The sequence below is a fragment of the uncultured Thiohalocapsa sp. genome, assembly GCF_913063425.1.
In the GTDB taxonomy this organism is placed as follows: Bacteria; Pseudomonadota; Gammaproteobacteria; order Chromatiales; family Chromatiaceae; genus Thiohalocapsa.
This window is the reverse complement of sequence record NZ_CAJXYK010000031.1, coordinates 1-20,966: the sequence shown is the minus strand read 5'-3', so window position 1 is coordinate 20,966 and position 20,966 is coordinate 1. Positions and strand designations below refer to the sequence as shown.

Genomic DNA, 20,966 nt, shown 5'->3' with positions numbered 1-20,966 from the left:
GCCGAAACGGCGCTTTCCGACGCCATCCGGTGAGCACATCCGACAGCCCGAAAACCCCGCCGCACCTAAACTCGAAGTCCCGCAACGGAACATCCGACGGAGCCTCCAACATGCGTCAAATGACCATATCCACGGACCTGCGGGCTGCAGTCGCCGCCGTGCTGCTCGCCACAACCCTGCCGGCCTCCGCCGTGCCCGGCGTCAGCGACGGCATCCCGGCGCCGGACGCGCGCAACGTCATCGTGCAATTGTTCAATTGGCGCTTCGCGGACATCGAGGCCGTGATTCCGACGCTGGCGGACCTCGGCTACAGCCACATCCACGTGTCTCCGCCGCAAAAGAGCAACGAGCACGTCTGGCAGTGGTGGGGGCGCTACCAGCCGGTGGACTTCAGCGTCATCGCAGGGCCGCTCGGCTCGGCGGCGGAGTTCCAGAGTATGAACGCCGCCGCCGATGCCAACGACATGGACATCCTGGTGGACACGGTGCTGAACCACACGGTGGACATCACCGAGCAGCCGGACCCGCCCTTCGTGGTCATGGCCGGTGACAGCGTGGCCTCCGAGACCTTTCCGCAATTCGAGCCGCAGCACTTTCACACCCGCTGCGGCGCCTTCTCCCCCAGCACGGAGCAGACCTGCTGGCTCTCCAACAACCTGCTGGACCTCAAGACCACGGACCCGCACGTGCGCCAGGTCGCCAAGGACTATCTGGCCAAGCTGGTGGGGCTCGGCGCGGACGGCTTCCGCTTCGACGCCGCCGTCCACATCGAGCCCGGCTTCTACACCGAAGTCCTGTCCGCGGCACCCGGCACCTATGCCTTCGGCGAGATCATCAAGCCGCACCCGAGCCATTTCCAGGACTGGATCGACATCCCGGAAGTGGACTTCTACGACTTTCCGCTCACCCGCACCATGCGCCAGGCCTTCGCCTTCGGCGGCGACCTGCGCACCCTGAAGAACCCGGCCGCCGCGGACGCCGCGCTGCCCGGACCGGAGGCCGTGACATTCGTCCGCAACCACGACGTGGACCGCGGCCAGGCCGACGACCGCGGGTTGGAAGGCGGCGGCCGCGACATCTACGGCGTCGGCTGGAACGAGGCCAGCGACCGCCTGAACCGCACCGACGTGCGCCTGGCCTATGCCTATCTGTTCGGGCGCGAGGACGGCTTGCCGTATGTGTTCGTGGACATGAATACCCTGCCGCCGGGTGAGCAGGACGACCGCTTCGACGACCCGATGCTCGTCGCCGGCATCCGCTTCCACAACCTGAGCTTAGGCGGCCAGGGCGGCGTCGCCCGGCGCCCCGAGGTCTGGCGCATCGAAACACCCAACACCATCGGCTGGCAGCGCGGCAATGATCGCTTCATCGTCATCAACAAGGCCGCCGAGCACTACGACATCGTCGAGCTGCCCACCAGCCTACAGCCCGGCACCTACCAGGAGATCCGCACCGGCTGGCCCCTGCACGTGCAGCCGGACGGGCGCATCCTGCACTGGCGGGTGCCGGGGCGCAGCGCCATGTTCTTCGTGCGGGTCGGGGCGCTGTAGGCCGCCGTCCCTTGCCGCCTGCCGAGCGGCACTCGGCGTTTCAGTCCTTCACGCGGGCACGCCCGGGGCCGGGTCCAGTCCGCTCAGCCCGGGCTGCTTTCGGCGCAGAGGTCCGCAACCGGAATGCCGATGCGAGCGGGCACCGCCCCTGCAGGCCACCCCGCCGTCGCGATACGCGCAGCCCTGGGCGGCGTTGCGGTTCAGCGCGAAACAGTCCTGCAGACTGCCGAAGCTGTGCTTGCGGCTCGGTGTCATGACGGACGCGGATAGGGCGCCCCCCGCGACAGGATTTTCCGGCGGTTCAAAGGACTCGCCCCCTATGTGATCCAGTTCTCACAACAAGCTTGAGTGGTTTGATCAAGTACTGGGTGGTTGCGCGCCCTGTCCTGGCCGTGTCATCGCGCAGCTTGCGCCACGCCCGTCGCCCGGATGTGGAGCCTATCCTCAAGCTTCGTACAGGAGCCCGCCGTGAGAAAACTGATCACTCGCAATCCTGTTGTCCAATACGCGGTCTCCGGCCCAGGGGGCCAGCCGCAGGCCGACCCCGCCGGCAACCGCCGGCCACGGGGTGTCCCCAGCGCGCTCGCCGTCGGCCTGACGTTTGTCTTTGCCCTACTCGGTCCAGTGCCGGTGCAGGCCGGCAGTGTGCTCTTCCAGCCGACCCCGGCGTCGGTGCAGGCCGGCGACCTGTTCAGTCTGGATCTCGTCGGGCAGGGGTTCTCGGAGATCGTCGACGGCGGTGGCCTGAGCTTCAGCTTCGATGCCGCCCTGCTCCAGGTCACCGGCGTCACGGTGGATACCACCACCTGGGATTTCCTCGCCGATAACGGCACCATCGACAACGCCACCGGACTGGTCTCGGAAATCCAGTTCAACGCCTTTCTGACGACCGTCACCAACGACTTTCCCATTGCCACGGTCGATTTCGAGGCACTCGCCCCCGGCGTAACCACCCTCGGGCTCTCGGCGTCCACCCTGAATCCCTTCGCAGGCAACGGCGAGGCCATCACCGTCTCCCTGGTGGACGGCTCGGTGGACATCGCCGCGACGCCCGCACCGGCCGTGCCGCTGCTGCTGTTGACCGGCCTCGCCAGCGCCGCCCATCTGCGCAGGAGGACCGCCGCATGAGCCGCATCATCCGCGACCTCTGCACCGGGCTTGTGGCGGGCGCCCTGGTCATCCCGCCGGCCCTCGCCGTCGATGCCGACACCGACGGCGTGGACGACGCCATCGACAACTGCACCGCCGTCAGCAACCCGGCCCAGCGCGACACCGACGGCGACGGCATCGGCAACCGCTGCGATCAGGACCTGAACGACGACGGTCTGGTGAACTCCCTGGATCTCGGACTCTTCAAGCGGGCTTTCTTCGGCGATCATGATCCGGCAGCGGATTTCAACAGCGACGGCGTGCTGGATATGGCAGACGTCGCCATCCTGCGCAGCGGCTTCCTGCGCGAGCCCGGCCCCACGGCCGTGGCGCTGGACCCGGCCCTGGCGGCGGACCCGCCTGAGGTGCAAGCCATGGACGTGGCCGTGCTCGACACCCTGGCGCCCGGAGGCGAAAACGGTGCGCTCTTCGCCCGCTTCTCTGGCGACGCCGTCGGCGACCGCGAGATCATCACCCTGATCCAGAATGACAGGGTGGTGGCTCTGAATGACCTCGGCATCGCGCCAGACCAGCAGGCGGGCGACGGTATCCACTCGGGGCTGGTGAGCCTGGACCTGGATGCCCTGAGCGCGGCCGAGGCCGATCTCTCCAACCGCCTCCAGGGAACCGACGCACAGGTGCTCCAATTCTCCAACCGGCATATCGTCAGCGAGCTTCCGTTCCAGCCCGGCAGACGGCCGTCGGTGTTCGAGCCGGGGCAGGAGCCGCCGGACGGCATGAGCCTGATCCAACTGCCCTTCCTCACGAGCTCACACCTGCCCGTGACCTTCGACAAGTCCAAAACACTAATGATCACGCACGCGGACGTGGTGGCGGACCCCGACCTGACCTACGACCCCTGCAACACCAACAGCACGGGGAACACCACGGACCCTGACGCGCCCTGGTCCTTCAAGACCCTGATGGCCAACATGTCGCCCAATCCGTCCGACCCCGCCGTAGTCCAGGACTTCATCCACAACTGGCTCGCGAACTGGCTGACGACGCAGACGGTGAATGGCTTCCCGGTGCCGGACCGCCCGACCATTTTGGGCTTCTTCCCGGGCTGGGACGGCGTCGACCCCACCACCCTGGATGTGGACAACCTGCCGTTCCGGCTCATCGCCATCGTCAACCGCATGGACCTCGGCAAGTCGAGCCCCTATGGAGCGAGCACCGCGGGCGAGACCCGGTTCGTCTTCGGTCTGCTCAACGCGTGCTCGCCTTCACCCATGACCGTCATTTTCGAGTACGGCGACGTGGACGCCAGCTGCGCCGGCCAGAAGGCGAGGGCTGATGACTGGATCGCGCTGGACGCGGAAGCCCTCGGCAGCCCGGCCTATCTCAGTGCCCTGAAGGCGCTCACGGATACGGTGACGCTGCCCAATGCCGCCCCGGGCAAGGTCAACGGCAGCGCGCTGAACCAGCTGCGCACCAATGAGGTCGCGCTGACGGGCACAGGCTGGGATATGCGCGAATTCGTGCTCGATGGCGGGACCCAGCAGCTGCAGTACGCCACCGTCAAACAGACCCCGGACGCCAACCTAAACGGCACCGCGGTGACCGACGACTTCATGGAGTCCCACGCCAACGCTATCCTGTGCGAGAAGCACACGGTGCCGCTGTCTTATCTGTCAGCGGCCTACCTTGGCGGCAGCATTGAGTACGGCATCTCGTCAATCTGGGATTGGGCCCTACCGTCCGGGAGTCTGCCGGGCTCCCTCCCGAGCTGCCATCAGGGCAATGCGAGCTTCTCAGGCTCCCCACCGACGCCGGCGGAGATGCAGAGCGAGGTCCGCCACAAGTTCTCGCTCAACACCTGCGATGCCTGCCACGCAGCCGAGACCGCCACCGGCTTCACGCACGTGGACCCGACGACGCCGACGGCGCCGGCCAATCTGTCGGGCTTCCTGGTGGGCTCGCCGCCGGGGCCGATACCCAACACCACGCCGTTTTCGGTAAATGACCCGGCGGGCTCGGGGCTGACGCGTGAGTTCAACGATCTGGAGCGGCGCGGGTCCATCCTCGCCTCCATCGCGAGCCAGAGCTGCCTGGTGGTCGGCGTCGGCAGCTTCGCCACCGCGCAGTCCGCCCTGACCATCGTGCATTGACGCGGGGGGAAGCGCTGGCGATCCGTCAGCGCCGCCCCTGCCCACCATCCTGGCACCCAGAGCCGGGACGGCCCAAGGGCGCCGCTTGCGCTTGCTCGCAACGGCGCGCCCGCCCGCCCCGTTCCCCCCCTGCGCACTCACGCCGGCGCACTCACGCCGGCGCACTCACGCCGGCGCACAGCGCTGCGGCTGCTGAAGCGGCGCGTCGGCTCAGCAGGAGCCGTCCCCATACGCAGTGGCGCGCGACCGCGGACGTCACATCGCTGCGCGCGCAGTCTTTACTCTCCCTGGGCTCACTGGTCCCCCTCGCCCGCATTGACGGCCCACACCGCCGCCTCCACCCGCGTCCGGAGCCCGAGCTTCTTGAGCAGGTGCTTCACATGCACCTTGACGGTGCCGACGGCGACGTCGAGCTCCCTGGCGATGAGCTTGTTGCTGCAGCCGCGGGCGATGAGGCGCAGGATCTCGCGCTCCCGCGGCGTGAGCCCCGCCTGGTCCGGGTGCCGCGGCTGCTCCGCCGGTGAGTCGCGCAGGGCGCGGGCGATGAGCTCCGTCAGCTGGGGGCTGATGACCAGGCGCCCGTGCATGGCGTCCTGGAGCAGCACCAGCATGTCCTCGGGCTCGGTGTCCTTGAGCAGATAGCCGTCGGCACCGGTGCGCAGGGCCGCCACCACGTCGGCCTCGGTGTCCGACACCGTGAGCATGACGATGCGGGCGTCCAGGCCGTCGTCGGCGCGCAGCCGGCGCAGGGTCTCGATGCCGTCCAGGCCCTTCATGTTCAGGTCCAGCAGGATCAGGTCCGGCGCCAGCTCCCGGGCGAGCCGCACGCCGGTGGCGCCGTCCGCCGCCTCGCCCACCAGTGTGAGCGCCGGCTCCATGTCCAGCAGGTCGGCGACGCCCTTGCGGAACAGCGGATGATCGTCGATCACCAGCACACGGGTTTCCAGGGCATCGGTCATGCGGGCTCTCCGGTGTGAATGGCCGTTTCAGGGCCAGTTGATCCCGTCGCCGGCTCGGGCACCGGGCTGCTGGAGGACGCAGGCCCCGAGCCGTCCCTGCCATGCAGCGCCCGCGGCGGAAAGCAGAGCACCACGCGGGTGCCGCCGCCGGCGCGGGGCTGGATGCCGAGCCTGCCGCCCAGGCTCAGCGCACGCTCGCGCATGATGGTGGTGCCGTGGTGCAGCGCCGCCGTCGGCGTGCTGCCGGGCGGGGGTGCGTCCCGTGCCGGACAGCCCACACCGTCGTCACCGACGACGACACGGACGCTGCCGCGGGCCTGGCCGATGGTCACCCAGGCGCGGCCGGCGCGGGCATGGCGCAGGACGTTGGACAGGGCCTCGCGCACGATCTGCAGCACGTGCACCTCCTCATTGGCACTGAGCAGCCCCGGGGGCAGGCGGTCCCGCAGCCGGATGCGCAGGGCGCCGCGCTGCCCCAGCTCCCTCACCGTGTCGGCGAGCGCGCTGCCGAGCCCGGCGCCGTCCATGCGCAGCCGGAAGGTCGTCAGCAGCTCGCGCAGCTGGCGATAGGCACTGGCGATGCCGGTGCGCATCTCCGCCAGGATCTCCGCCGGCGTGGCCGTGGCGCGGCGCTCGGCGGGTGCGGTGGCGCGCTCCTGCGATGCCGTCGCCATGGCCGCCGCCGGCGCCGCCGAGCGCAGCGCGACGTCCAACCGCGCCGCCTGGATCTTCAGATAAGACAACGACTGGGCCAGGGAGTCGTGCAGCTCCCGGGCGAGGATGCTGCGCTCCTCATGCAGCACCAGCCGGCGGCTCTCGCGCATGCGCGCGCGCAGCGCCAGCGCCGTTGCCAGATGCGCGGCGAGGGACTCCAGCAGCGGGCGCTGCCAGGACTCGAGCCGCGCCCCCGGCGCCGGCAGCACCCGCAGCAGGCCGAAGCGCTGCTCAGCGTCGCCCACCGGCAGCTCCAGCGGCCGGGGCTCATGGGGACGCTGCGCTGACGGCAGCGCCTGTCGCGCCCCATCCGTCTCCGCGCCGGCGCAGAGGCGGCAGTTCGCGGGGCCCAGGCGTGCGCGCCCGGGCGTCCCGTCGCCGAGCGTGCCGGTGCCGATGCAGCTGCAGTCCACGCCCTCCGCTGCATGGCGCAGGCAGAGCACCACCTCCGCGAGCCCGAGCTGTGCGCGCACATCCAGCAGGACCCGCCGCAGCAGGTCCTCGGAAATGGGCGCCTCGTCCAGGGTGCGGCTGGTGCGGTAGAGCAGCTCCAGGGAGTGGTTGGTGCGCGCGAGATCCCGGGTCTTGGCGGCGACGCGCTCCTCCAGCTCCTCGTAGATGTGCGAGAGGCCGTCGGTCATCAGGTTCATGGCCGCCCCGAGCCGACCCAGCTCGTCGCCGCCGGTGACACCGGCCTGTGCCGAAAAATCGCCCCGGCGCACCCGGTCCGCACAGCGCAGCAGCTCACCGAGCGGGCTCACGACCCGGCGCTGAACGATGATCAGGGTCACCAGCACGGCGATGACCGTGAGCACCAGGGCGACGCCCTGCATCCAGCGCAGCAGCTCGATGCGTCGCTCCGCGCGCTCCTCCAGCACCCGCACCAGGCCGTGGATGTCGGCGACGAAGTCGTCCACCTGGGTCAGGTAAACCGCCCGGGCCGTTGCCGCGCCTGCCGCGCCGTCGGCCGCGGCAAATTCGGCCACCGCCCGGCGCATGTCGTGCACCCAGCGCCAGCGCACACGCTCGTAGGCGAGGCGCACGGGGTCATTGGCCGCACCCGGCAGGGCGTCCGTGAGCCGGGTGCTGGTGATGCGCTGCTCGTACTCGTCGGCCAGGGCCGCCGCGCGCGTCTGCCGCTCGGCGAGCGGCAGGCTGGTGTCGGTGAGCGCCGTGGCGATGCGGTAGGACTGCATGCGCAGGGTGCCGGACTGGTTCACCGCCGCCGCCATGCCGCGGTTGATCTGGGCGATGACCATGGACCCCACCATGCTCGCCACGCCGAGCCCCACCACCGCGGCCATCAGCAGGCCGACGACGACGACGATGGAGCGGTGGCGGTTGGGGTTGGTCGGCATGGCCATGGGCGGCGGACAGGAGGACAGATAAGGTAGTGAGCGGCTTCGCGAAGGCCCCCCCCCTGGACCGCGCGGCGCCACTGCACGTCTGGATTATTCCAGACCGCGGGCTGCCTGCGCTGTCCGCAATCCCGGCCACGGGCGCGGAACGCCCAGGAGAAACGGGGAGAAATCGGGACGGTAACCATAACTAGAAACGGGGACGTAGAAACGGGGACGGTAACCGTAATTCACCATCCGAAACGGGACGGTCACTGCAATTCACCATCCTGCCCGCGGATGGGAGACAGTCACGTGGATGCGTGGCGTCCTGAAGCACCCAAGGAAGGGCCTACGGACGACGCGAGGATAGATAAGGTTACCGTCCCCATAATTGGTCACCAGAATTGTCAGATCGGTTTACCGTCCCCGCATTGTATCCCCGCATTGTGGGGTCACCACCACTCTGGGCGCGGCAACCAGGGACTACCCCCAAATGGGCGGGGCCCCGCCCAACCCCTCGCCCTGACCGGCTCCGTTTGCGGGAAGCGCTTCGGCATCAACGCCTTGGCGCCCCGACCCGCCTACCACCTCGGTGGTATTCCACCCGCGTCCGCTTGGACTTGCAGCCACTTGCAGCGCGCTGGCGAACGCCTAGGCTTGCGCAATATCAAGCAATCACCCGTCTCTCCTGGGGGATTGCGCAGCGCCGAGCCAGCCGATGAACAGCGAAGATCGCGAAAAGACTTGTGTGGACCTGCTGGCCAATGCGCCCGGGTTTCCCACCCTGCCGCGCGAGGCGACGCGCTTCATCGCCGGTGGCTGCCACCAGCGCACGGCGGCGCGGGATCAGCTGCTGTACGAGAAGGGCGAGACCCTGTCCGGCTTCTTCGTGCTGCTGGACGGGCGGGTGAAGCTCGCGGTGCTGTCCGCGGACGGCAGCGAGCGGGTGCTGGACATCGTGCTGCCGGGGCGGACCTTTGCGGAGTCCGCGGCGCTGCTTGGCCGGCCCTGCCCGCTCTACGCCCAGGCGCTTACCCATTGCCGGCTTCTCTTCGTGGAGATGGCGCGGGTGCATGCGGCCATCCAGCGCTGGCCCGCGGTGGCCCTGGCGATGCTCGCGCTGGTGGCCGAGCGCAACCAGCGCCTGACGCTCGACCTGGAGGCCTGCTGCCTGCACTCGGCGACCCAGCGCCTGGCGGGCTATCTGCTGCGGGAGGCGGCGAGCGACCCCGAGCAGCCGGACCTGGGCACCCTGACCCTGCCGGCGGCGAAGACCGTGGTCGCCTCCAGCCTGAACCTGTCCGCCGAGACCTTCTCCCGGGAGCTGCACGGTCTCGCGCACCACGGACTGGTGAGCGTTGCGCGCCGGGAAATCCGCATCCCGTCGCTGACGCGGCTGCGGGCACTCTCCGGCGAGAGATCCGGGGCCGACGCGGCGACGCCGGACCGGCTCATCAGCCACGGCCCGGGCTGAGACAGGCGGCGCGAACGCATGGCCAAAAATACCCATTGACATTGGTCAAGCAAGCGGCAGTCCACCGCGCAATCTTGAGACGGCTCAAGAACCAGCCGGCGCCTATGCGCGTAGCTTACGCAGTCTGATAACGCCGACAACAAGCCCTTCAGGCAGAGGCCGACCCATGAACATCTGCGGCTGCGTGGTCCACACCCATCCCGGCGCGGGCGCCGATGTGGCCCCGCGGCTGGCGGCGCTGCCGGGCGTGGAGGTGCATGCGGGCACCGAGGCGGACAAGCTCGTGATCACCGTCGAGGACACGGGCGAGAGCCTGGCGGCAGACACCCTGGGCTCGCTCTCGCGGGTGCCGGGCGTCATCAATGCGGTGCTGGTGTACCACTACGGCGGCGACGAGGCGGCCATCCCCGTCGCCTGACCGGCACGCCGCACAGACAACGACAACATCCCCCAGAAACGCCTGATCTGAGCTGAGGAGACCGCCGTGACCGATACCCGGCCCATGTCCCGCCGCGACTTCATCAAGTCCCAGGCCGCCGTCGCCGCCGCGTCCGTCGCCGGTGTCACGCTGCCGGCGAGCCTGCTCGCTAAGGCCCAGGACCAGGCCGCCGACCCCGACATCCGCTGGGACAAGGCGCCCTGCCGCTTCTGCGGCACCGGCTGCTCGGTGCTGGTGGGCAGCAAGGACGGCCGGGTCATCGCAAGCCAGGGCGACCCGGATGCACCGGTGAACCGCGGGCTCAACTGCATCAAGGGCTACTTCCTGCCGAAGATCCTCTACGGGCAGGACCGCCTCACGCAGCCGCTGCTGCGCAAGTGGAACGGCAAGTACGACAAGGACGGCGATTTCGAGGCCGTGTCCTGGGACGAGGCCTTCGACGTCATGGCCGAGCACTGGAAACGCGCCCTGAAGCGCAGCATGGAAGAGAACAAAGGCAAGTCCGTGGACGAGATGACCTCCCGCGTCGGCATGTTCGGCTCGGGCCAGTGGACCGTCTGGGAGGGCTACGCGGCGAGCAAGCTGCTCAAGGCCGGCATGCGCTCCAACAACCTGGACCCGAACGCCCGGCACTGCATGGCGAGCGCCGTCGGCGCCTTCATCCGCGCCTTCGGCATCGATGAGCCCATGGGCTGCTATGACGACCTGGAGCATGCCGATGTGTTCGTGCTCTGGGGTGCGAACATGGCGGAGATGCACCCGATCCTGTGGTCCCGGCTCACCGACACGCGCCTGAGCAAGCCGGGCTGCGAGGTGCACGTGCTCTCCACCTTCGAGCACCGCTGCTACGAGCTGGCCGACAACCCGATCATCTTCGCGCCACAGACGGACCTGGCCATCCTCAACTACATCGCCAACCACATCATCCAGACCGAGGCCTACGACAAGGACTTCATCGACAAGCATGTCCAGTTCGAGACCGCCACCACGGACATCGGCTACGGCCTGCGCCCGGATCACCCGCTGGAGCAGCAGGCGGCCAACCCCGGCGTCGGCGCCAAGCATCCGTCGAGCTTCGAGGCGTTCGCCAGGCAGGTGGAGCCCTATACGCTCGAATACGTATCGGAGCTCTCCGGCGTGCCGAAAGAGAACCTGCTGCGCCTCGCCAGGGCCTACGCGGACCCGAAGAAGAAGGTCTCAAGCTACTGGACCATGGGCTTCAACCAGCACACCCGCGGCGTCTGGGTGAACGGCAACCTCTACAACGTGCACCTGCTGATGGGGAAGATCAGCGAGCCCGGCAACAGCCCCTTCTCGCTCACCGGCCAGCCGTCCGCCTGCGGCACCGCCCGGGAAGTCGGCACCTTCGCGCACCGGCTGCCGGCGGACCTGGTGGTGAAAAAGCCCGAGCACCGCGCCTTCTCGGAGCAGGTCTGGAAGCTGCCCGAGGGCACGCTGAACGGCAAGGTCGGCTATCACGCGGTGCTGATGCACCGGATGATGAAAGACGGCCTGATGAACTGCTATTGGCAGCTGTGCAACAACAACATGCAGGCCGCCCCCAACCTGAACGAAGAGTCTTACCCGGGCTGGCGCAATCCGGATGTGTTCGTGACCGTCTCCGACCCCTATCCGACGGTCTCCGCCCAGGCCGCCGACCTGGTGCTGCCGACGTCCATGTGGGTGGAGAAGGAAGGCGCCTACGGCAACGCCGAGCGGCGCACCCAATTCTGGCGGGAGCAGACGGACGCCCCCGGGGAGTCCAAGTCCGATCTCTGGCAGATCATGGAATTCTCCAAGCGCTTCACGGTGGAGGACGTCTGGCCGCCTGCGCTGATCGAAACGGCGCCGGAGTATGCCGGCAAGACCCTGTACGAGATCCTCTTCGCCAACGGCGAGGTGGACAGGTTCCCCTACGAGGGCAAGGTCATGGACGCCCGCGGCAACGCTTACCGCAACCACGAGAGCGAGCACTTCGGCTATTACGTGCAGAAGGGCCTGTTCGAGGAGTACCGCAAGTTCAACTCGGGGCCGGACATCATCAAGAAGGGCCACGAGATGGCACCCTTTCAGGCCTATCACGAGTCCCGCGGGCTGCGCTGGCCGGTCATCGACGGCAAGGAGACGCTCTGGCGCTTCCGGGAAGGCTACGACCCGCACGTGGCCGCCTTCAATCCGGAGGTCGAGAAGGGCGATGTCTACTTCTACGGCAACGCCAACGGCCGCGCCAACATCATCTTCGCGCCCTACGAGCCCGCTGCCGAGAGCCCGGACGCCGAATACGACCTCTGGCTCTGCACCGGCCGCGTGCTGGAGCACTGGCACTCGGGCTCCATGACCCGCCGCGTACCGGAGCTCTACCGCGCCGTGCCGGACGCCGTGATCTACATGAGCAAGGACGATGCCAAGGCCCGACGCCTGCGCGACGGCCAGATGGCGCTCATCAAGACCCGCCGCGGCCAAATCAAGGCCCGTGTCGAGACCCGCGGGCGCAACCGCCCACCGAATGGCCTCGTCTTCGTGCCCTGGTTCGACGCCAACCGGCTGGTGAACAAGCTCACGCTGGACGCCACCGATCCGCTCTCGAAAGAGACGGATTACAAGAAGTGTGCCTGTCGGGTGGAGCGGGTTTGAGAGGACGGCCAATTAAGGCGCCCTGGAGTGCACGAATGACCTCCGTGCACAGAGTGCAGAAGTGCAGAAGTGCAGAAGTGCACGGCCTTCCAGTGCACTCTTGCACTCTTGCACTCTTGCACTTCCTCCCACAACCGCTTGACGCATAGAAGCGACAACTGATGGCAATCGACATGCAATCGAAGCGCAATGGCGTGGGCCGCCGCGACTTCCTCACCGGCCTTGCCCGCACCGCCGCCGGCGTGGGGCTCATCGGCTTGGGGCTGGGGCTCTACAGCCGGCGCGCGGCGAGCCTGCCGGCCTGGGCGCTGCGCCCGCCGGGCGCGCTGCCGGAAGACGACTTCGACGGCGCCTGCATCCGCTGCGGGCTCTGCGTGCGGGATTGTCCTTTCGACATGCTGCACCTCGCCCGGCTCGGGCAGGACATCCCCACGGGCACGCCCTACTTCATCGCCCGCGAGGCCGGCTGCGAGATGTGCGAGGACATCCCCTGTGTGAAGGCCTGCCCCACCCAGGCACTGGACCACGGCCTCACGGACATCAACGACGCCGACATGGGCCTGGCCATCGTCAGCGACCAGGACGCCTGCATCGCCTTCCAGGGTCTGCGCTGCGAGGTCTGCTTCAACATCTGCCCCATTCGCGGTGAGGCCATCTCGCTCGACTACCAGCGCAACCAGCGCTCCGGCAAGCACGCGTTGTTCATCCCGGTGGTCCACGCCGACCACTGCACCGGCTGCGGCAAGTGCGAGGAGGCCTGCATCCTGGAGGAGGCGGCCATCAAGGTGCTGCCGCGGCACCTGATCCAGGGCAAGCTCGGCGAGCACTACCGGCTCGGTTGGGAGCAGCGGCAGCGCGCCGGCGGCGCCCTGGTCACCCCCGACGCCGAGCACCGCTACAACCTGCCGGAGGGGATGCGCTACGACCATGGCGGCGAGGGGTTGATCGAGGCGCCGGGGGACGCGCCGTTTCCGTCGGACCCGCTCGATACCCTGAACCGCGGAGGCTCGCTGTGACAGGTGGCATCGTAGGGGGCATCGTAGGGCGGATCAGCGAAGGGCATCCGCCAGCCCGCGCGCCGGTGGATGCGCTGCGCCTATCCACCTTACGGCCTTAACGGCGGAGCGGCTCTGTGAAGACGTGCCCAATGCAACATATGCAGTGCGGAGCTGCCGGCTCAGGCCGCACCGCACGCCGCGCAGTTCGCACTCGCCCAGACCGCACCACGCACCGCGCGCCAATGCCCTGAGCCAGGAATGATCCAGCCCAGCTCCCCATCCACAGCACCTGCCCGCCCCTGGCTCCAACGCCACCGCTGGCTGCTGCTGCGGCGCTTCAACCAGCTCGGCATCCTTGCCATGTTCATCCTGCCGCCGCTGTTCGGCGGCATGTTCGCGGCGGGCAATCTCTCCTCCAGCATGACGCTGGACATCCTGCCGCTGACGGACCCGTTGCTGCTCGCGCAATCCATGCTCACCGGCAGCTGGCCGGCACTGACGGGCTTCATCGGCGCCGGGCTGGTGGTGGTGTTCTACGCGCTGCTCGGCGGGCGGGTGTTCTGCTCCTGGGTGTGCCCGGTGAACCTGGTGACGGACTTCGCCGCCTGGCTGCGGCGCCGGCTCGGCATCCGCGCCGGCGGGCGCATCTCCCGGAGCCTGCGCTGGTGGATGCTCGGGCTGGTGCTGCTGCTGCCGCTGGTCACCGGCGCCATGGTCTGGGAGTACGTCAACCCGGTGTCCATGCTGCACCGGGGCCTGATCTTCGGGTTCGGCTGGGCCTGGCTCATCCTCGCCGCGGTGTTTCTCTACGACCTGCTTGTCGTCCCCCGCGGCTGGTGCGGGCACCTGTGCCCGGTGGGCGCCTGCTATGCCCTGATCGGCACCAGAGCGCCCGTGCACATCGCCGCCCCGCGCCGGGAGCGCTGCGACGACTGCATGGACTGCTTCACCGTCTGCCCGGAGCCGCAGGTCATCAAGCCGGCACTCAAGGCCGCAGGCGGGCACGGCCCCGTCATCGACAGCATCGACTGCACCAAGTGCGGGCGCTGCATCGAGGTCTGCGACCGGGAAGTGTTCGGGCTCGCGCTCGGATGGGTCGGCAAGCAGGGCTTTCTCAATCGCGACCGCGATGCCCACGCCCCGGCCGAGCGGCGCAAGAACGCGTTGCAGCTGCGTGAGACGCGAGCGGCCTCGCTGCGACGAGAAGCGCAGGACAACAACGTATCGATCCCGTGATGCCGCTGCCCGGTGTCACGCATCCGGCGGCGCTCCGCGCCGCATGCCGCAGGACAAGACAAACCGAGGGTGGAGCCATGAACCGACCAATCACCAATCGCCTGCCCGGCCTGCTGCCCAAACTTCTGCCCAGACTTCTGCCCAAACTTCTGCCCAGAGCTCTGCCCGGACTTCTGCCCAGAGCTCTGCCCAGAGCTCTGCCCAGAGTTCTGCCCAGACTTCTGCCCAGAGCTCTGCCCAGACTTCTGCTCGGCACCGCCGTGCTGCTCGTGATGGGCACCGCCGGCGCAGAAGAGCTGTCCTCGCTGCGCGGCCATGCCGTCACCGACGAGTCTGATGCGGTCCTGAACAAACAGACCCTGGCGGTGCCCGGCGGTTTCGAGGTCGCCTGGGAGGAGCAGCCGCCGATGATCCCGCACCCCATCGAGCACTACAGCATCGATCTGCGCCAGAACGGCTGCCTCAAGTGCCACAGCCCGGCCACCTTCGAGGCCAACAACGCCCCGGTGGTGGCCGACAGCCACTTCTACGACCGCGACGGCAACCGCACCGAGAAGGTCGCCCCCAGGCGCTACTTCTGCACCCAGTGCCACGCGCCCCAGGCTGGAGCGATACCGCTGGTGGAGAACATCTTCCAGAACCGCTGACGGAACGCCGTCCATCAGGCCAAGGCGCCGCGTCGGGCCTGCTGGCGTCGGCCCGACCTACGCGAGGCATCCGCGCTCTGCCGCTGCGACACAATCACAAAAGGGGCACGCCATGTCCGACACCACCAAAGCCAAATCCTCCCGCGCCCGCAAGGCCACCCTCTGGGTCCTGCTCGTCGGCGTCGCCATCGGCATCGTCTTCTGGGGCGGCTTCAACACCGCCATGGAGGCCACCAACACCGAGCAGTTCTGCATCTCCTGCCACGAGATGGAGGTGAACGTCTACGAGGAGTACACGGACACCATCCACTACACCAACCGCACCGGCGTGCGCGCCACCTGCCCGGACTGCCACGTGCCCAAGGACTGGGTGCACAAGGTCGTGCGCAAGGTGCAGGCCACCAGAGAGCTCTACCACCACGTGAAGGGCGACATTGACACGCCCGCGAAGTTCGAGGCCGAGCGCTTCCGCCTCGCCCAGAACGTCTGGAGCCAGATGAAGAAGACGGACTCCCGCGAGTGCCGCAACTGCCACGAGTTCGACGCCATGGACTACACCAAGCAGGAGAACCGCTCCAGCCAGGGCCACCAGGACGCCGAGGACGCCGGCCTCACCTGCATCGACTGCCACAAGGGCATCGCCCACAAGCTGCCCATGCAGTACGACCCGGAGCAGGACGCGCCCGGCGAGAGTGTCTTCTACACCCGCCTGGACGCGCCGCACGCGGACACCGAGACGCCCGGCGCACAGGAGTAGACGCCGGCGCTGCCGGAGGCAGCGACCGCCTCGGGCAGAGCGGCGGCGGTCCGAGTCCGGCGAGCGCCACCGGCCCTCTCGCCTCGTGCGCAACGTCGCGAAAGCTGTGTCAGCCGCGCGCGTCGCCGCAGAGCCTCTGAGAAGGAGCTGCGAAACACGCAAAAGGCGTGAAAACGCCAGAGCAGGTCGCAGGACCGCCCTTTTTCGCGTCTTTCGTGTCTTTCGTAGTTTCAACTGCCTCTCGTGACACCGCTCCCGAGGCTGGGCAAGGCGTCCGCAACGGCGCGCCAGTTCAGTATACCGTCACCGTTTTTGGGGCGTGCCCTCTCCGGCCGCCTCGGGCTAAGATGACGGCCGGAAAGGGATTCTGCAGGCCAGCCCCATGACCCCGCACCGCCAGCTCCGCCCGCTGCCGCCTGTGCTCCAGGCGGCCTCCCAATCGCCTCTCCAGCCGGCGCCGCGCCCGGCCCGGTGTTCGACCCGGTCGCCGCTGCGGCCCGCCGTGCTCGCCGGACGGCTGCTGCCCGCCGTGCTGGCCATGCTGCTGCTGGCCACCGCCTGGCAGCACGCGGTCGCGGCCGAGCCGCCGACCCGGCCCTTCCCGCGCATCGAGGCGGGGCAGCACACCGCGCCCATCCGGCGCATCGGCGTCGACGCCGCCGGCCGCTGGCTGGTCACCGCGTCCGACGACAAGACCGCCCGCGTCTGGGAGCTGGCAACGGGCCGGCTGGTGCGGGTGCTGCGGCCGCCCATCGGTGAGAACCATGAAGGCAAGCTGTTCGCCGCCGCGCTGTCGCCGGACGGGCGAACCGTGGCCGTGGGCGGCTGGACCGGCTATGGGTGGGAGCGCCGTCACTCGATTTACCTCTTCGACCGCGACACCGGCACCCTCGCGCACCGCATCGGCGGCCTGCCGAACGTGATCAATCACCTGGCGTTCTCGCCGGACGGCCGACGGCTGGCGGCGGCCCTCGGCGCCGGCGGCATCCGCGTCTTCGACACCGACGGCTGGGCCGAGGTCGAGCGGGACGCCGACTACGGCGCGCGCAGCTACTGGGTCTCTTTCGACGCCGCCGGGCGGCTGGCCAGCACCTGCGACGACGGCCAGGTGCGGCTCTACGACCCGGACCTTGGGCTCATCGCGAAGGCCAAGGCGCCGGGCGGCGAGCGCCCCTTCGCTCTCGCCTTCTCGCCGGACGGGGCGCGCATTGCCGTCGGCTTCGACGACAGCACCGCGGTGAACGTCCTCTCCGCCGAGGACCTGTCGCTGCTCCATGCCCCGGACACCTCGGGCGTCGACAACGGCGACCTGTCCAAGGTCGCCTGGTCCCGCGACGGCCGGACCCTGTTCGCCGGCGGACGCTACAACATGCAGGGCGACGAGAACGGCTTGGTGAGCTGGCCCGACGCCGGCCGCGGCCCGCCGCGCGAGCGGCCCGTCGCCAAGAGCACGATCATGGACCTGGCCCCCCTCGCCGACGGCCGGCTGGCCTTCGGTGCCGCGGACCCCGCCTGGGGCCTGCTGGACGCCGGCGGCGAGCTGATCCGCGGGCGCGGGCCGGCCATTGCGGACTTCCGCCGCCGCAGCCATCAGCTGCGCCTGTCCGCCGACGGGATGACGGCGGAGCTCGACCTGAAGGTCCTGGCCCCGGACCACCGCTGGCGCGAGCACGTGCTCCGCCTCGACCTCACCGAGCGCCGGCTGACCCTGGACCCGGGCGACGAGACCGAGACGCTCCAGCGCCGGCTGCGAGCCCGGGGCCACGACCCCGGCCCCATCGACGGCGCCCTCGGCCGGCGCACCCGCGCGGCGCTGGAGGCCTTCCAGCGCGACCGCGAGCTCGCCGCCACCGGCCGCCTGGACGACCCGACGCGCGCGGCCCTGGGCCTGCCCCGGCTCGCCGGCCCGCGCACCGAGGGGCTGGCCATCACCGACTGGCTCAGCGAGTACGATCCCAGACTCGACGGCGAGCTCCTGGATCTGGAGCGGTTCGAGATGAGCCGCAGGCTCGACATCGCCGACGACGACCGCCGCTTCCTGCTCGGCACCGCCTGGTACCTGCGCCTCTACGACCGCGACGGCGACCTGCTGTGGAAGACCCCGGCGCCGGCGACGACCTGGATGGTCAACCTCAGCGCCGACGGCCGCTGGGCGGTGGCGGCCTTCGGCGACGGCAGTGTGCGCTGGCTCGATGCGGACAGCGGCGAGGAGCGGCTGGCGCTGTTCGTGGACGGGGCGGCGGTTGCGGCGCTGGATGGGAATAAGTCGGATCGCGGCGATCGCGGCGGGGACGCCGCTTCCACGGGGGAGGCGCCGGCGGGGGCGGTGCCCTGGGTGCTGTGGACGCCGGAGGGCTTCTTCGACAGCGCCGGCGGCGGCGACCGGCTCATGGGCTGGCACCTGAACCGGGGCGCGGACCGGGCCGGGGAGCTCGTGGACGCGGAGCAGATCGGCGAGGTCTTCCGCCGCCCGGACCTGATCGCCAAGGCCCTGACGCCGGAGTACCCGGCGCTGGCGCGCACGGCGCTCGCCGACATCGGCGACCTGGACACCCTGCTCGCCGCGAAGCCGCCGCTGCTGGCGCCGCTGGGTCCGGTGCAGGTGCGCCAGTCCGGCCGGGACTTCGAGGCCCGCTTCCGGGTGCAGGACCGCGGCAGCGGCGTCGGGCGCATCGAGTACCGGGTCAACGGCGTGCTCATCGGCCAGGGGGACCTGCGCGGGCGCTTCGGGCTCGGCCTGCCGAATCAGCGCGAGGAGAGCCGGCCCTTCACGCTGGACGCGGGTACCCACCGCGTCGAGGCCCGCGTCTTCGACGGCCGGGACCGGGTCGCGTCCAACTGGGCGGCCTGGGACGTGGAGGTCACCGGCCGCGACCGCCGCCGGCCCGCGCTCTACGGCCTCGCGGTGGGCATCGGCCCGTACAAGAACCCCACCTGGTCGCTGGAGTACGGCGACGACGACGCCGAGGCCTTCGCGTCCGCCGTCAACGCCGCCGCGCGCGGGCTGTTCCGGGCGGTGGAGATCGAGACCGTGGTCAACGACGAGGCGACGCTGGACGGCATCACGCACGCCTTCGAGGCCATGGCCGCCAAGGCGGGGCCGGACGACGTCTTCGTGCTGTTCCTCGCCGGCCACGGGCTGGCCCAGGAGGGCCGCTACCACTTCATCCCCTGGGACTTCAGCTACACCAGCAGCACCTCCCTGGCCGACGGCAGCCTGCACGAGGACCGGCTCCAGGGCCTGCTGGCCCAGGTGCAGGCCCGCAAGAGCCTGGTGGTGCTGGACTCCTGCTACGCCGGGGCCGTGGCCGACACGGACGAGATCCGCCTCGCCGGCCTGGCCCGCAGCAACGCAGACCTGGAAACCCGCGCCGCCATCGACCGGCTGATGGCCAAGACCGGCCGGGCCATCCTCGCCGGCACCTCCGACAAGGCCTATGCGCTGGAGGGCCTGGAGGGGCACGGCCTCTTTACCTACGTGCTGCTGGAGGGCCTCGCCGGCCGCGCCGACCTGTTCGGCGACCGCGACGGCACCATCGAGACCGGTGAGCTGGCGGAGTACCTGGCGGACGAGGTGCCGCGCATGAGCCGGCGCGTCTGGCAGTACGCCATGGAGCCCTGGAACGACCTGCGCGGGCAGTCCTTCCCCATCGGCCTGCGCGGCCGGCCCGAGCCGGCGCGGTGAGCGGTGGGCGCCGGCCAGAGGGCACGGCAGACACGGCGGCGGACGCCGTGCGCATCTTCTGCTCCTACTCCCACAAGGACGAAGACGCGCTCGACGCCCTCAAAGACCACCTCGCCGGTCTGCGCAGGCGCCGCGTCATCGCCGACTGGCACGACCGCGAGATCCGCCCCGGCGCGGACTGGTCGGCGGCCATCGACACGGCCCTGAACACGGCAGACATCGTGCTGCTGCTGGTGTCCTCGGACTTTCTGGCATCGGACTACTGCAACGGCATCGAGCTGACCCGCGCGCTGGAGCGGGCGGCGGCGGGCGAGGCCCGGATCATTCCGGTCTACGTGCGCCCGGCCTACACCCAGGGCGAGCCCTTCGAGCGCTTCCAGGGCACCCCTGAGGACCAGAAGCCGGTCTACAGCTGGAGCGACGCGGACGCGGCCTGGGTGCAGGTGGTGAAGTTCATTGTCGCGGCGGTAGACGACGTGCTCGCCGCGCGGACGCTGTCCCGACAGTCGATCCCCGTGCAGACGGACGCCGAGGGGACAGCGAATCGCGCCGGGGACGGCGCTCCCACGGCGCCGACGCGGGATCGCGGCGGGGACGCCGCTCCCACGGGGCCGCCGGCGACTCACGCCGGAGAGGGTGCGTCCGCAGCGCATGCTGGCGCCGTGTCGGCGCCGGCCAGGCTGTGGATTGGCGGCGGTGTCATCGCTGCCGTCGTGCTGGCGGCCGTCGCGGGCTGGTACCTGTTGCAGCCGGACCCGGACGTGACCCGCCGCCTCGCCGACGCCGACGCGCTGCTGGACACGGGCCGCTATGACCAGGCGCTGGCGGCCTATGAGACCGTGTTGGACATAGATGCCGGCAATCGCAGGGCCGCCTACGGCCGGGACAAGGCGGCGGTGCTCGCGGACATGGGGCCGGACTTCGATGTGGAGGCTGCCAACCGGCGCCTGCGGACCCTGGAGGACGGGCACCCGAAGGATGCGCACATCCAGCTCATGCTCGGCCGGCTCGCCGGCGCCGGGCAGGACTGGGAAGAGGCCCGGCGCCGCCTGGAGCGCGCCCTGGAGCTGGACCCGGACCTGCCCGAGGCCCGGTTCGGCCTGGGCGTGCTGGCGCACCGCGACGGCCGGCTGGAGGCGGCGCGACAGCACTACGAGCAGGCGCTGGACGGGGCACCGGGCAATCGCCGGTATCTGACCAACCTTGCAGGCGTGCTGCTGGACCTGGGCGAGCACCAGGCGGCGCTGGCGGCCTACGAGCGGCTGCTGGCCAC

At 69.7% G+C, this 20,966-nt stretch carries 14 protein-coding genes; 12 read left to right on the top strand and 2 right to left on the bottom strand.

Translation table 11 applies throughout. The features are described 5' to 3' along the window. The first annotated feature begins 110 nt into the window (after positions 1–110). The 3 genes from QZ607_RS16275 (at position 111) to QZ607_RS16265 (ending at position 4,810) form a co-directional block, all read left to right on the top strand. A complete protein-coding gene (locus QZ607_RS16275) occupies positions 111–1,550 on the top strand; it encodes an alpha-amylase family glycosyl hydrolase (RefSeq protein ID WP_295884707.1) in 1,440 nt (479 codons plus the stop codon). A gap of 468 nt (positions 1,551–2,018) precedes the next feature. Beyond that, positions 2,019–2,678 carry a cohesin domain-containing protein gene (locus tag QZ607_RS16270; protein WP_295884705.1) on the top strand — a complete coding sequence of 220 codons (660 nt, stop codon included), beginning with the start codon at positions 2,019–2,021 and terminating at the stop codon, positions 2,676–2,678. Then, a complete protein-coding gene (locus QZ607_RS16265) occupies positions 2,675–4,810 on the top strand; it encodes a dockerin type I domain-containing protein (protein ID WP_295884703.1) in 2,136 nt (711 codons plus the stop codon). The genes QZ607_RS16270 and QZ607_RS16265 overlap by 4 nt, the downstream gene beginning before the upstream one ends. A gap of 293 nt (positions 4,811–5,103) precedes the next feature. Here QZ607_RS16265 and narL read toward each other — a convergent pair whose 3' ends face one another. Together narL and QZ607_RS16255 are read right to left on the bottom strand one after the other, a co-directional pair. Further along, complete coding sequence (gene narL / locus QZ607_RS16260; RefSeq protein WP_295884701.1) at positions 5,104–5,769, bottom strand: two-component system response regulator NarL; 666 nt, start codon at positions 5,767–5,769, stop codon at positions 5,104–5,106. After that, positions 5,766–7,841, bottom strand: coding sequence for a type IV pili methyl-accepting chemotaxis transducer N-terminal domain-containing protein (locus QZ607_RS16255; RefSeq protein ID WP_295884699.1), 2,076 nt, complete (start codon positions 7,839–7,841; stop codon positions 5,766–5,768). The genes narL and QZ607_RS16255 overlap by 4 nt, the downstream gene beginning before the upstream one ends. A gap of 700 nt (positions 7,842–8,541) precedes the next feature. Between QZ607_RS16255 and QZ607_RS16250 the strand changes: the two genes are divergently transcribed. The 9 genes from QZ607_RS16250 to QZ607_RS16210 form a co-directional block, all read left to right on the top strand. Then, positions 8,542–9,297 (top strand): Crp/Fnr family transcriptional regulator, encoded by a 756-nt coding sequence (locus tag QZ607_RS16250; protein WP_295884697.1) that lies wholly within the window; start codon positions 8,542–8,544, stop codon positions 9,295–9,297. A gap of 166 nt (positions 9,298–9,463) precedes the next feature. After that, complete coding sequence (locus QZ607_RS16245) at positions 9,464–9,715, top strand: chaperone NapD (protein WP_295884695.1); 252 nt, start codon at positions 9,464–9,466, stop codon at positions 9,713–9,715. Between the two features lie 66 nt (positions 9,716–9,781). Continuing rightward, positions 9,782–12,370 carry a nitrate reductase catalytic subunit NapA gene (gene napA, locus QZ607_RS16240; protein ID WP_295884691.1) on the top strand — a complete coding sequence of 863 codons (2,589 nt, stop codon included), beginning with the start codon at positions 9,782–9,784 and terminating at the stop codon, positions 12,368–12,370. 173 nt (positions 12,371–12,543) lie between these two features. Further along, on the top strand, positions 12,544–13,386 hold the full coding sequence (gene napG / locus QZ607_RS16235) for a ferredoxin-type protein NapG (RefSeq protein WP_295884690.1): 843 nt from the start codon (positions 12,544–12,546) through the stop codon (positions 13,384–13,386). A 240-nt stretch (positions 13,387–13,626) separates the two neighbouring features. After that, the gene (gene napH / locus QZ607_RS16230; protein WP_295884688.1) at positions 13,627–14,604 is read left to right on the top strand and encodes a quinol dehydrogenase ferredoxin subunit NapH; all 978 of its coding nucleotides are present in this window, start codon (positions 13,627–13,629) and stop codon (positions 14,602–14,604) included. Between the two features lie 260 nt (positions 14,605–14,864). Further along, the gene (locus QZ607_RS16225; protein ID WP_295884684.1) at positions 14,865–15,251 is read left to right on the top strand and encodes a nitrate reductase cytochrome c-type subunit; all 387 of its coding nucleotides are present in this window, start codon (positions 14,865–14,867) and stop codon (positions 15,249–15,251) included. A gap of 112 nt (positions 15,252–15,363) precedes the next feature. Continuing rightward, complete coding sequence (locus QZ607_RS16220; RefSeq protein WP_295884681.1) at positions 15,364–16,008, top strand: NapC/NirT family cytochrome c; 645 nt, start codon at positions 15,364–15,366, stop codon at positions 16,006–16,008. 382 nt (positions 16,009–16,390) lie between these two features. Further along, positions 16,391–19,693: a peptidoglycan-binding protein gene (locus QZ607_RS16215; RefSeq protein ID WP_295884678.1), complete on the top strand. Its 3,303-nt coding sequence runs from the start codon at positions 16,391–16,393 to the stop codon at positions 19,691–19,693. Then, a partial coding sequence (locus QZ607_RS16210; protein WP_295884674.1) for a toll/interleukin-1 receptor domain-containing protein occupies positions 19,690–20,966 on the top strand: 1,277 nt, incomplete at its 3' end. The genes QZ607_RS16215 and QZ607_RS16210, both read left to right, overlap by 4 nt.